We start from the raw sequence: 12,392 nt of genomic DNA, 5'->3' as shown, positions 1-12,392 counted from the left end.
CTGCGCGGTTGGGGGCCGAAGGGCAAGCGGCTGCGCGGCTTGGCCCCGCACGGCCACTGGCGCACGCTGACCTTCCTCGGCGCGCGACGCTGCGATAGGCTCGCGGCACCTTGCGTCTTCGACGGCCCGATCAACGGCCAATGCTTCCGCGCCTATGTCGAGCAACAGCTCATCACCGTGCTGAAGCCCGGCGATATCGTCATCATGGATAATCTGGGAAGCCATAAGTCGGCCGCCATCAGACAGATGATCAAGGCCGCCGGCGCCAGGCTTTGGTATTTGCCGCCCTACTCTCCCGACCTCAACCCGATCGAGCAGGCCTTTGCCAAAATCAAACACTGGATGCGCCAAGCGCAGAAGCGTACCGTCGAGGACACTTGGCGCCACATCGGCCACCTCGTTGAAACGATCGAGGCAACCGAATGCAACAACTACTTCGCAAACGCCGGCTACGCTTCCGTCAAAACGTGAAAGACTCTAGGCATCCGCGATGCCCGGCCGCCGAAGCGCAACATAGCGCCGGATCGTGCGGCGTCCAGATCGGCCTCTATTCTCGCCGAAGCAACGATTACGGCTGACGGTCCGGATATCGTTGAACGAGAATTCCCCTCGTCAGCCGTCGGCTGGATGATGGCAGGCGACCAGACGGCCCTCGCCGATGCTTTGGAGAAGCGGGCGCTCGCTGCGGCAGATCGGCGGAACGCAGCGCCGCGGTGTAATGGTCGCCCGGACATTTGCGGCAATCGAGGAAGATCCGACCGTCTATCACACCATGAACGGTCCCAATGACTTCCACGTCATCGGCACGATGAGGGACTGGACCATCGTCGACCGCCTGCATCGGATCGAGGCGCCGACCCTGGTTTTCCGCGACTTCTACGACGAAGCGACCGAGGCCTGCGTCCAGCCCTTCTGGATCTTATCCCGTACGTCGAAGGCCTGGTCTTCCCCAATTCCAGCCACATGCCGCATGTCGAGGAAAAGCACGACTGCCTCGCCGCCGTCGGGCGCTTCCTGGCCAAATACGATTGACGTTCCAGCATCCGGCCTTCTGCTCCAACGGATCGTCGACACGGCGCAGTGGTCATGAAGGCCGGCATGGCCCGAATCAGCCTGCCTTCACCTGTACTGGCTTCCCGTCGCTGAAAAATCTGACGGATACGGAGTGGGAGGGACCCCCGGCGCCGGTGGGTATGGAAACGATCGCTTCCAAGTTTCGCAAAACACGTTGCAACCGAATTGATTAGCCGTCGTTAAAGTGCGGGTGATCTAGCGGGGCATGGGGAGGCTTTCATGCAGACGTATCTCGTCGAGCGTATGGACGGCGACGATGTTATATCGGTGCGCGTTGTCAACGCGCCGAGTCCGTTCAGAGCCGCAGCTATGATGACGGGCGGGCGTATTACCTTCCGAACGTGGGAAAAGGATTGGATTCGCGTGACCGACGAAAATCGGGGACAGATCTATGCATATTGTTTCGCCCCCGGCAGCTATTCCGACACCGAAGCATCGCCTGTATCGCCCGGGAGAAACACAGAATAGGCAATATGCCTGCGCAGCCGCAATTCCGTCTTCAACCCACCTTTGTCTTCATCCCGCCTTGGCATGTGTCCAACAGGCGTTGCCAACTTGGCACAAACGCCAGTGCTCGCCGTGTCATGCGCACCACGGCAGCCAGCGAGCTCGGCATGATTGGCTCGGCCCGCGGCTTGCGAAACAGGCGAAGGGCATCATCAGAATGATCGATGAAAAGATCGGGGCGGGGGGCGATAAGTGACCCTAATCTTAGCGTAGGCAACTCATGTCTTCGGCATATTTGGGATCAGAAGTCGCGGATCAGGATCTAGCGGTGGATTGTCAGACAACGACCTCCGATAATTGGTCAAGTGTCCCACAATACCCACTGGATCAGGGTGGTCCCGTACTGCGCCCATTTCAAAGATTGGGCGCCGATTTTACCAACATTGCGGCCTTCGAGCACCTGAGAAATATCGTCCGCCAGTACCCCGACAAGCTTGCGATCAGCGACGGCGCCAATCGTCTGACCTATTCCCAGCTTCTCCGGTCAGTCGAGACGCTGTCCTGCCAGATCGCGGCGGCCGTCCCAGATGGACAGGCGATAGGGATTCTTCAGGCCAACTCAGCCTGGTATCCCATCGCCATGCTGGCAAGCATGGCGGCTGGGCGCCCTTCGGTGCCGCTGAACGCACGAGATCCTGGCCCGCGGATTCTTGAAATCGTGGCCGGGGCGCGACTCTCAGCTATTCTGGGCGAGGGCAATGTCCGACCCGACGGTTTGCCTCACCGGGTCAGTTGGATCGATGTGTCGACCAGTGCGGCCTCGCAGGGTGGGCAAGTGCCTCAGTCTTATTTCGCCTCGGTCGATGCGCCCGCCATCGTGCTTTATACGTCAGGAAGCACGGGCCGGCCCAAAGGCATCGTTAACAGCCAGCGCAGCTTGCTGTGCCGGGTCCAGCAATATGTCGATGCATGCCACATAAACTCGGATGATGTTTTCCTGCCATTGACCGGACCCGCCACAATCGCCGGGTGCCGGGAAATTCTTGCGGCTCTTCTCACCGGCGCCACCTTGCATCTGGTCGAAGTCGAAGCGGTCGGCTTGCGCGCCGTGCAACGTCTGGTGCGATCCGCGGGCGTGACGATCACCTATCTGGTGCCGGCACTGCTTCGCGCGCTTATGGCAGACGGACCTGCGGAAGCGTTTCATTCACTCAGAGTCGCTCGGATCGGTGGCGAGAAGGTGCCGTGGAGCGACATCGCCCTGCTGCGCAAGGCCGTCTCCGATACGTGCCTCATCCAGATCGGTTACTCGTCGACCGAGACCACGGGCTCGCAATGGTTCCTGCCGCGAGACTGGCCGGAGCATGGAGATTCGGTTCCAGTTGGCTGGCTACTGCCTGGCATCACCTTTGCAATTGTCGACAAAGCGGGCCGCCGCGTTCAACCAGGCCACCGCGGAGAGCTTCTGATCAGGAGCCCCTATGTCTTGCTTGGCCATTGGGAGGACGGGGCGGTTGTGCAGGCAACATCAGACCCGGACGATCCAAGCCTTCGGATTTTTGCGACGGGTGACCTCGTTCGACTTGATGACCAAGGCCTACTGCACATCGTCGGTCGCAAGGGGCGCCAGGTAAAGATCAATGGTCGACGCGTCGAGCCAGCCGAGCTCGAACGGGTGCTGCGTTGCGCACCCTCTGTTGCGGATGCTGTGGCAATCGTGGCTGCGGCGAATGAGCTTGTCGCCTTTGTTGTTCCTCGGCGCTCGGCCGAAGCGGCCTTTTCAGACGAGCTTCGCCAGCTTGTCAGGTCCAATCTGCCGCCGCCGCTGCGTCCCCTACGGTTGCACACGATCGCCGAGATGCCGCGTCTGCCGAGCGGCAAAGTCGACATCACGACACTTGCAGACATGGATCTTTCAGCCAGAGAGACGGCAGCGATCGAGCGTCCGCTCGAGCCGCGAGGCAAGCTGACGGCGCAGCAGGTCGTCCAGCGGGCATGGACCAGCATTCTTAATACGCGGGTGGCGGCAGGGCGCTGGGACGACGCCGGAGGAGATTCACTGAAGCTGCTGCACTGCGTCATGGAAATCGAAAGCGCTATCGGGCAGGAACTCGGTCTTGAGGCCTTCACCGTCGGGATGAGCCTGGACGAAATGGTCAAGGCGGTCGTGTCTGCACAGGCAGGCGACCAAAGCGCGCGCGCCGAGAAGCACGATCCTCCCATTCTTTTTCTGTTCCCGGGGTCGGTCGGCTATGGCCCGAGCCTTGCTGCCTTTGCAGCAGCGATGGGCAAGGTCACCCGCGTTGCCCCGATCAGGTATCCGGCCCTGGCTCTGATACTGCGCGGGCAAAACAGCCTCGCCGACATGGCCGATGCCGCCGTCGAGCAGATCCGCCGCACTCAACCTTCGGGTAACATACGACTTCTTGGCCATTCGCTCGGCGGGGCTGTTGCTTTCGAAGTTGCGGCGCGGCTGCTGGCCGCGGGGCGAACTGTAAAGTTCCTCGGCATCCTCGACACCAGCCTCATCGGCGAGCGAAGCGCCTACTTGGAGACGTTTACGCGCACATTCAATCGAATCCGGACCAACCGCGTATCCGCTTCCCGGATGGCTTGCCGCGCCCTCGCGAAAGTCGCCGTGAAAATGCGGCGAGAGGCGCAACTGGTCCGGTTTCTCGATCGCTACGCTCAGGGACAATTCAATGCGACGAGCTTTAGAACCAAACTGGAACTGCAGGAGGTTTTGCGGGCACGGGCCTTCTTCCAATGGCTGACAGAGCCGAAGCCGGCGCTGCCGATCACCGGCACCCTGTTTCGCTGTGCTCGACCGGGAATGACTCTGGCCATCGGCTGGGATCGCGTTTTCGCCCATCTGGACGTGATTCCGATCGTCGGCACCCATATCGACTTGGTCATAGAGCCTCACCTCGCCACCAACCGTCCCCTTATCGAGAAAGCGGTGGCGCAAACCTATTCGCCAACCGAGTCTCGCAAACTGGAGTACAAGCCATCGACCTGATCTCAACATTCGGCAAAGACGCCCTGGTGCTCGACGCTGGCGCGGAAGTCGATCGCATCGTCCAGATCTTGCGCCAGCAGGTCTTTGGCACCCTGCGACGTCGAGGGGTGGTTGTCGGCCTCTCAGGCGGCATCGACAGCTCAGTCGTCGCGGCGTTGTGTGTTCGCGCCTTTGGAAGAGACAAGGTCCTCGGGATATTCATGCCGGAGCGCCATTCCTCCGGCGACTCGCTAAGGCTCGGCCGCACCGTCGCCGCGCAGCTTGGTATCGATACCGTCCTGGAGGATATAACGCCGGCTCTCGAAGCGATCGGCGCCTACAGACGGCAGACCGAAGCAATCAAGACTGTCGTTCCCGAATATGGGGACGGCTGGAAATGCAAGCTGGTGCTCGCCTCGGTTCTCGAGAGCAACGGTCTCAACATCACGCGCCTCACGGTTCAGGATCCCGAGGGCAGGACCGACACGGTGCGTCTGCCGTCGGCAGCCTACCTGCAGATCGTCGCGGCAACCAATTACAAGCAGCGCCTGCGCAAGATGACCGAATACTACCATGCCGACCGCCTCAACTACGCGGTAGCGGGCACGCCGAACCGCCTGGAGTACGACCAGGGCTTCTTCGTCAAGCAAGGCGACGGAATTGCCGACCTGATGCCAATCGTCCACCTCTACAAAACCCAGGTCTATCAATTGGCCGAATATCTTGGGGTGGAGGAAGAGGTCCGGCGAAGACCGCCCACCACGGACACCTTCTCGATGCCGCAGAGTCAGGAGGAGTTCTACTTCGCGCTGCCTTATTATTTGATGGATCTGTGCCTCTACGGCTTGAACCACGGGATAGCCAGCGAAGGGGTCGCTGAGGCAACCGGCCTCACCGAGGCGCAGGTCCAGAAAGTCTTCAAGGATATCGATAGCAAGCGGCGCGCCGCACGTTATCTTCACGCGCGGCCGTTGGTGTCCTCTTCAATGGGCGAGGGCTAGGCGATGTGCGGCATCGCCGGAATTGTGTCGTTGAGCGGCGCCGCGGCTCCCCCCTCCCGGGATGCGCTGATGCGGATGGTGGGCGCGCTGGCGCATCGCGGCCCGGACGAGCGCGGCCTTTACCGGGACAGACGTGCGGGATTGGCGCATGCCCGCCTGTCCGTCATCGATCTCGCGAGCGGCCAGCAGCCACTCGCCGGCGCGGGCGACACGATGTGGATCGTCTTCAACGGCGAAATCTTCAATTACGTCGAGCTGCGACAAGACCTGGCCGCGCTCGGTTATCGCTTCCGCACACGCAGCGACACCGAGGTCATCGTCCATGCCTATCATGCCTGGGGCGAGGCCGCCTTCGAGCGAATGAATGGGCAGTGGGCAGTCGCCATCTGGGACTCCGTGGCTGGTCGTCTCGTCTTGTCGCGGGATCGGTTCGGCATCTGCCCGCTGCACTTTTGCGAGCATGGCGGACGGCTTTACTTCGCCAGCGAGGTGAAGGCCATTTTCGCGGCCGATGCGGACATACCCCGCGCGTTCGATCCAGCCGGCATCGATCAGACTTTTACTCTTTGGACTGTCGCGCCGCCACAAGGCGTGTTTGGAGGAGTAAGCGAACTCACGCCTGGGCATGTCCGCATTTATGACCGCGGCGTCGTTCGCGAGCGGGTTTTTTGGAAGCCTGCCTATCCAGAGGTTGACGGGCCTGGCGATGATGAATTCAGCGGCTCGCTTGATGACGCGGTGGAGGAAGTGCGCAGCGCCCTGGAGGCCGCGACGGCGCTCAGGATAGTACGCGCCGACGTGCCGGTTGGCTGCTATTTGTCCGGCGGGCTCGACAGCTCACTGGTCGCCACGCTGGGGAGACGCTTCGCGGGCGAGCGCTTCCAGACTTTCTCGCTGCGTTTTGCCGACGCCGAATATGACGAGACGTATTTCCAGCGCCTGATTGCCGGCGTGGCCGGCAGTGACCATCATGAGGTGGTTGTTTCGCGCAGCGATATCGCTGGCATCTTCCCTGAGGTGATCTACCATACCGAGCGGCCAATCCTAAGAACCGCGCCGGCGCCGCTGTTCCTGCTCTCGAGACTGGTGCGCCAGCATGGCATCAAGGTCGTGCTGACCGGCGAAGGGGCCGACGAAATGTTCGCCGGCTACGATTTATTCCGCGAAGGCAAGGTCCGCCGCTTCTGGGGACGCCAGCCCGCCTCGAAGCGACGCTCCCGTTTGCTGGAGCGCCTCTATCCCTATCTCAGCCGCTCGCCGGTACAGCAGCAAGCGATGGCACGCCAGTTCTTCGGGCGCGACATCCACGCCTGTGATGCGCCTGGTTTTGCGCACGGCACGCGCTGGCGTACCACAAGCGCCATCAAGCGGCTGTTTTCGGCGGACATGCGCGCCCAAACGGAGCGCCATAACGCCGTGTCCGAGCTGCTTGCCCGCCTGCCGCCGGAGTTTTCGCGATGGGGCTCTCTTGCGCAGGACCAGTATATCGAGATCCAGACGCTGATGTCGGGCTACCTGCTGTCCTCACAAGGGGACAGGATGCTCATGGCTCATTCCGTCGAAGGGCGCTTCCCGTTCCTCGACCATGACCTCGTGAGGCTCGCGAATTCGCTTCCGGCCGCCTACAAGCTGCGCGTGCTCGACGAAAAGCATGTGCTGAAACGTGTGGCGCAACCGATCGTGCCGTCGGAAATCGTCACCCGCAAGAAACAGCCTTACCGGGCCCCCAACGCGCTTTGCTTCGTCGCAGATGGCGCTCCGGCCTACATTCGCGAGGCACTTTCGGAGGCGGCGCTGCGCGAAGCGAACGTCTTCGATCCCAAATCGGTTACCCGGCTCCTGAGCAAGTGCCAAGCCAGCGCCGGCGGCGGCGACCTGTCCAACTCCGACAATATGGCGCTGGTCGGAGTGCTGTCGACGCAGCTTCTCCATCGGCAATTTATCGCGAGCCGTCCAAGTGGGGCTCGCACGCTCAAGCTCAGCATCGATATCGACCGCGAGTATCGTGAAGAGGTGCTCGCATGATGCATGACGCCGTACCGCTCCTGCACGACTATCTCACCAACTCTGCCAGCCGGCTCGGCGCCAAGGTGGCCCTGGTGTGCGGCAATCAACGTGTCACCTATGGCGATCTCGACATGCGCTCGAACGCCATAGCGCACCATTTGACCGAGGCTGGAATTGCGCGTGGCGATCGAGTGGTGATCTTCGCCGACAACACTGTCGAGGCCGTCGTCGCTTTCTGGGCGGTGCTCAAGGCCAACGCCGTGGTGTGCATCGTCAATCCGCTCACCAAAAGCGACAAGCTCGATTATTTGCTCAACGATTGCCGGCCGACGGCACTGATCACCGACAAACACCTGCACTCGATTTTCAGGGACCCGGCGCGGAATTGCCCATCGTTGCGCCGCATGATCGTCTCCGGGCCGATCGAACGCAACGACCTGCAAGAACTGCCGCATGCTGTGCGCTGGGATACTGCGGTCGCGGCAGCCCGCAGCACGCCGCCCGCGCGCCGCTGCATCGACATCGATCTCGCTGCGATCATTTATACGTCCGGCTCGACGGGTGAGCCCAAGGGCGTGATGCTGACGCATCGAAACATGATCGCCGCATGCGCCTCGATTTCCTCATACCTGGCGCTTGCCGAAGACGAGGTGATCCTCAATGTCCTGCCGCTCGCCTTCGACTACGGTCTTTACCAGATGATCATGGCGTTCGGCGCGGGCGCCCGGCTCGTGCTTGAGCGCTCGTTCGCCTTCCCGGCGCAGATCCTTGGGCTGATCAAGCAAGAAAGGGTGACGGGCTTTCCCGGCGTACCGACCATCTTTGCCGCACTCGGGGAGCTCAAGTCTCTGAGGGATCAGGATTTTTCGAGCATTCGCTATGTCACCAACACTGCGGCCGCCCTCCCGCTCAAGCACATTCTCCTGCTGCAGGAGCTGTTTTCTGGCGCCCGTATCTATTCGATGTACGGCCTTACCGAATGCAAGCGCTGCACCTACCTGCCGCCGGACGATCTGGAGCGAAAGCCGTTGAGCGTCGGCATCGCCATCCCCAACACGGAAATGTGGATTGTCGACGAGCATGACAGGCGGGTCGGCCCCGGCGTCGTTGGTCAGCTCGTCATCCGCGGAGCGACGGTGATGAAGGGCTATTGGGGCAAGCCGGAGGCGACAGCCAGAAAGCTCAAGCCCGGACCGCTGCCGGGTGAGCAGGTCCTGTACACCGGCGACTACTGCCGGATGGACGCCGAGGGCTACCTCTACTTTGTCGGTCGCGGCGACGAGATCATAAAATCGCGGGGAGAGAAGATAGCGCCGAAGGAGGTGGAGAACGCGTTGATGAACATTGCCGGCGTACGGGAAGCCGCGGTCATCGGCGTTCCGGACGAACTGCTCGGGCAAGCAGTGAAGGCGTTTGTCGTGATGGAGCAGGGAAGCATGCTCGGCGAAAAGCAGTTGCAGAAAGAGTGCCAGAGACGGCTGGAAAACTTCATGGTTCCGAAGTCCATCGTCATCGTACCCAGTCTGCCGATGACCGACACGGGCAAACTCAAAAAAACGGCCCTGTCATGAGTCGGCACCAGAGCGAAGTTGATCAGCATTCATCTTTTGTACCGGAGGCGAAATCAATGTTATCTACCAAGGATAGAACCGATACCTTCAGTGAACAAATTCGCGCTTTCCTGGCCTCGAATTTCTATATAGCCGATCCGGACAGTCTGGAGAGCGACACCTCGCTTCTCGACCAGGGCATCGTGGACTCGACGGGGGTGCTCGAGGTTATCGGCTTCATCGAGGAGACCTTCGGCATCACGGTCGAAGACAGCGAGCTGCTGCCCGAGAACCTCGATTCCATCCAGGGAATTGCGCGATACGTCATGCGCAAGAGAAACTGATTGCCGAAAGCCCGCAGCTCTGTTTCAAATCCCCGGCTGTTTTAAGCCGCGACAGCGCGTCTGAAGCCTGCCGCGACTGTGGCGCTTATGCCTGCGCCTTTGTATGTGCCACAACCACCCGGCCCTCGCCGGCTGGATTGGTGACTGCCCGGATACTCTCATAGACCTTGGAACGCTCGAGCAAACTCATGACCTGCCGGTCCTGGCCAAGGCCGACCTCGAAAAGCAGGATGCCTCCGCGCCGCAAATAACGCGGCGCCTCCTTGAGCACCCGCATGTGGATGCTCAGGCCGTAGGGGCCGGCCGCGAATGCTTCACGCGGCTCGAGTTCGACCAGATGCGAACGGTCGCCCTCGAGCCGTTTTTCCGAAATGTAGGGCGGGTTGCAAACGACCACATCGATCGTGCCGTCAAGCTCCAGGCCGGAGAAGGCGCTGAACAAGTCGCCCTGAAGCACCGTTACCCGCTCCTCCATATCAAGATGGATGACGTTGCGGCGCGCGACCTGCACGCATCCGTCGGTAAGATCGCTTGCCCACACGCGCGCGGTGGGGGCGTGGTGCGCGATGGCGCATGCCAGATTGCCCGCCCCACAGCACATGTCGACAACGCGAGGTACCGGCAAGTTCAGTTGGCTCAGAACATCGAGAGCGGCGTTGCCGAGCAGTTCCGTTTCCGGTCGAGGAACAAGCGCACCGGGCGAGACGAGCAGCTGCAGTCCCATGAAGGTGCTGCGGCCCCTGCCATAGGCATCGGCGACATTGATCTCTTCGCTCACGACACTCACCTCCCGTTTTACCCGGCGTTGGTGGCCGACAATGGCGCACCGATAAAGTGTATCTTAAAACCGCTTAACTCTCGATCGACAAAATCAAAACCCAATCCCGCCTCAGACGCTTTGAAGCCCTGATGCTACAAAGATGACCATAAGCTTCTGCGCCGTGTCATGATTAGGAATATCTCCTTACTCGAGCCGGTTATCCCCAGGCTGGCGAGGCAGTTGCCGAATTCTCAGCCTGGCGTCACGATTTTGCTACATTTTAATCAAAGAAGGCACATATGTAAGCAATTCGTAATGTTCCAGCAGCGGGGCGGAGCTGCTGCTTCCCGGAAGGTTAAAGTTTGTCCCTCATCGAAAGAATCGACGAGATTGCGCGGCAATTTCGCGTCAACGAGCGCGCATCATGAAGTCGACCAAAGAGCGCTCGCTCGATCTACGCTCCGCAATGTTTGGCTGTGTGCACGGCCTCGTCGGCGTAGGCGTTTTCTCCGCATTGATAAATATCCTCGCCTTGACCGGCTCCGTCTACATGCTCCAGGTCTACGACCGCGTGCTGCCTTCGCAGAGCGTGCCGACTCTTATCGGATTTACCGTCGGGATGCTGGGACTTTACGCGGCCTATGGGCTCCTCGATTTCGTGAGGCTTCGCCTGTTGGTCCGCATCGGCAGCCGCCTGCATAAAAATCTGCAGCAAAAGGCGTTTGCAGCCTCGCTTTCCCTGCCCCTCGTCGCCGGGCCGGATGCGAACCGGATACACCCGCTTCGTGATCTGGACCAGCTACGTGGCTTTCTTTCCGGGCTGGGGCCGACGGTCTTATTCGATGCTCCCTGGATACCATTTTATATGGTGGTCATCTATCTGCTGCACCCCGCCCTTGGCGTGCTGGCAACGCTCGGTGCATGCGCCGTTGTTTTTTTGACGGTGGTTGCCGAGATCATCGGCCGCAAACCTGCGGCTCGTGCATCTGAAACACTCGTCGCGCAGCGGCTGCTGGCGGATTCCGGCCGCCGCAATGCAGAGGTCGTTCAGGCGATGGGCCTGTCTGCTCCGCTTAGCCGGCGCTGGAACGAGGTCAGTCATCTTTATCTGAAGAACCAGGAACGGCTTTCGGACGTCGTCGGCGCAGCGAGCTCACTGTCGAAGACGCTCCGAATGGCCTTGCAATCATGTGTGCTGGGGCTTGGTGCCTACCTTGTGATCGGGGGCGAGGCCTCGCCCGGCGTGATCATTGCATCGTCCATTTTGCTGGGCCGCTCACTGGCGCCGGTCGATGTGGCCATCGCAAACTGGAGAGGGTTTCTGGCAACCCGCAAGAGCTATTCCGAGCTGGCGGCAGCGCTGGATGCCTTTGCTAGCCAGCAAGAGACAATGGAACTGCCGCGCCCAAAGGCGGAGCTTGCGGTCGAAGATTTGACTGTCGCGCCACCAAGCCTGCAGAAGCCAACCATCTTCAATGTAAGCTTCCGCTTGGCAAGAGGCGCAGGGCTCGCGGTCGTCGGCCCGAGCGGCTCCGGCAAGACCACGCTCGTGCGCGCTTTGGTCGGGGCGTGGAAGCCGCTTCGTGGCACGGTAAGATTGGACGGCGCCTCGCTCGATCAGTGGAACTCAGAACTGCTCGGCATTCATATTGGCTACCTGCCACAGGACGTTGAGCTGTTCGACGGGACGATCGCCGATAACATTTCGAGGTTCGGCGGCAAGAGCGACGCAAAAGGCGTGCTGGCAGCTGCCAAGGCTGCGGGCGTGGACAAGATGATCATGCGTCTTCCGCAGGGTTTTCAAACACGCATCGGAGAAGGCGGCGCGGCCCTTTCGGCTGGGCAGAGGCAGCTCGTCGGGCTTGCCAGGGCACTTTACGGCGATCCCTTCCTTGTCGTTCTTGACGAACCAAATTCCAATCTGGACGCAGACGGCGATGCTGCTTTGGCCGGCGCAATCCTGGCTGTGCGTCAGCGCGGCGGTATCGTGATCGTCGTTGCGCATCGCCCCTCCGCTCTCGTCAACATCGATCAGGTACTCGTCCTGTCGAACGGGATGCTCCATTCGTTCGGCTCGCGCGAAGACGTTCTGGCAAATGTGGTCCGGCCCTTCCCGCGTCCGGACAAGCCAAACATTGTCGTTCCGCTGCAGCACGGTGCAAGCGGGCATGCGTGAGGTATTGCTTAGTGTCTAACGTGACCATGTCGTCA

General features: G+C 60.8%; 9 protein-coding genes and 1 pseudogene. 9 read left to right on the top strand and 1 reads right to left on the bottom strand.

Going from position 1 to position 12,392, the window contains the following annotated elements:
• From NKJ72_RS28955 to NKJ72_RS28920, 8 genes and pseudogenes are all read left to right on the top strand, one after another.
• Positions 1-471: IS630 family transposase (locus NKJ72_RS28955; RefSeq protein ID WP_352480486.1), on the top strand; the 471-nt coding region annotated here is incomplete at its 5' end.
• A gap of 250 nt (positions 472-721) precedes the next feature.
• A pseudogene (locus NKJ72_RS28950) lies at positions 722-1,032 on the top strand (proline iminopeptidase-family hydrolase); the annotation flags it as partial.
• Between the two features lie 261 nt (positions 1,033-1,293).
• Positions 1,294-1,542 (top strand): hypothetical protein, encoded by a 249-nt coding sequence (locus NKJ72_RS28945; protein ID WP_254819531.1) that lies wholly within the window; start codon positions 1,294-1,296, stop codon positions 1,540-1,542.
• A gap of 259 nt (positions 1,543-1,801) precedes the next feature.
• Complete coding sequence (locus NKJ72_RS28940; protein WP_352480485.1) at positions 1,802-4,540, top strand: AMP-binding protein; 2,739 nt, start codon at positions 1,802-1,804, stop codon at positions 4,538-4,540.
• A complete protein-coding gene (nadE, locus tag NKJ72_RS28935) occupies positions 4,537-5,520 on the top strand; it encodes an NAD(+) synthase (RefSeq protein ID WP_352480488.1) in 984 nt (327 codons plus the stop codon). Before NKJ72_RS28940 ends, nadE begins: the two co-directional genes overlap by 4 nt.
• A 3-nt stretch (positions 5,521-5,523) precedes the next feature.
• The gene (gene asnB, locus NKJ72_RS28930) at positions 5,524-7,545 is read left to right on the top strand and encodes an asparagine synthase (glutamine-hydrolyzing) (RefSeq protein WP_352480484.1); all 2,022 of its coding nucleotides are present in this window, start codon (positions 5,524-5,526) and stop codon (positions 7,543-7,545) included.
• Positions 7,542-9,098, top strand: a complete 1,557-nt coding sequence (locus tag NKJ72_RS28925; RefSeq protein ID WP_352480483.1) for a class I adenylate-forming enzyme family protein — start codon at positions 7,542-7,544, stop codon at positions 9,096-9,098. Before asnB ends, NKJ72_RS28925 begins: the two co-directional genes overlap by 4 nt.
• A 56-nt stretch (positions 9,099-9,154) precedes the next feature.
• Positions 9,155-9,421 carry an acyl carrier protein gene (locus NKJ72_RS28920; protein ID WP_254819389.1) on the top strand — a complete coding sequence of 89 codons (267 nt, stop codon included), beginning with the start codon at positions 9,155-9,157 and terminating at the stop codon, positions 9,419-9,421.
• Between the two features lie 85 nt (positions 9,422-9,506).
• On the opposite strand, the gene NKJ72_RS28915 is transcribed toward NKJ72_RS28920, so the two are convergent.
• Positions 9,507-10,199: a N5-glutamine methyltransferase family protein gene (locus tag NKJ72_RS28915; protein ID WP_352480482.1), complete on the bottom strand. Its 693-nt coding sequence runs from the start codon at positions 10,197-10,199 to the stop codon at positions 9,507-9,509.
• Between the two features lie 406 nt (positions 10,200-10,605).
• Here NKJ72_RS28915 and NKJ72_RS28910 point away from each other — a divergent pair, with 406 nt between their 5' ends.
• Positions 10,606-12,357: a type I secretion system permease/ATPase gene (locus NKJ72_RS28910; protein ID WP_352480481.1), complete on the top strand. Its 1,752-nt coding sequence runs from the start codon at positions 10,606-10,608 to the stop codon at positions 12,355-12,357.
• The last annotated feature ends 35 nt before the right edge of the window (positions 12,358-12,392 follow it).

It is taken from the genome of Mesorhizobium sp. M0045, assembly GCF_040323385.1.
Taxonomy (GTDB): Bacteria; Pseudomonadota; Alphaproteobacteria; order Rhizobiales; family Rhizobiaceae; genus Mesorhizobium.
Note: the sequence above shows the minus strand (reverse complement) of the source record. Positions and strands in the feature narration are given on the sequence as shown.

What these genes read in the sequence shown, in the direction of transcription:
- NKJ72_RS28940 (WP_352480485.1), top strand. Translation starts at nt 1,802, where the DNA reads ATGTCTTCGGCATATTTGGGATCAGAAGTCGCGGATCAGGATCTAGCG.
- NKJ72_RS28910 (WP_352480481.1), top strand. Translation starts at nt 10,606, where the DNA reads ATGAAGTCGACCAAAGAGCGCTCGCTCGATCTACGCTCCGCAATGTTT.
- asnB (WP_352480484.1), top strand. Translation starts at nt 5,524, where the DNA reads ATGTGCGGCATCGCCGGAATTGTGTCGTTGAGCGGCGCCGCGGCTCCC.
- NKJ72_RS28925 (WP_352480483.1), top strand. Translation starts at nt 7,542, where the DNA reads ATGATGCATGACGCCGTACCGCTCCTGCACGACTATCTCACCAACTCT.
- NKJ72_RS28920 (WP_254819389.1), top strand. Translation starts at nt 9,155, where the DNA reads ATGTTATCTACCAAGGATAGAACCGATACCTTCAGTGAACAAATTCGC.
- NKJ72_RS28945 (WP_254819531.1), top strand. Translation starts at nt 1,294, where the DNA reads ATGCAGACGTATCTCGTCGAGCGTATGGACGGCGACGATGTTATATCG.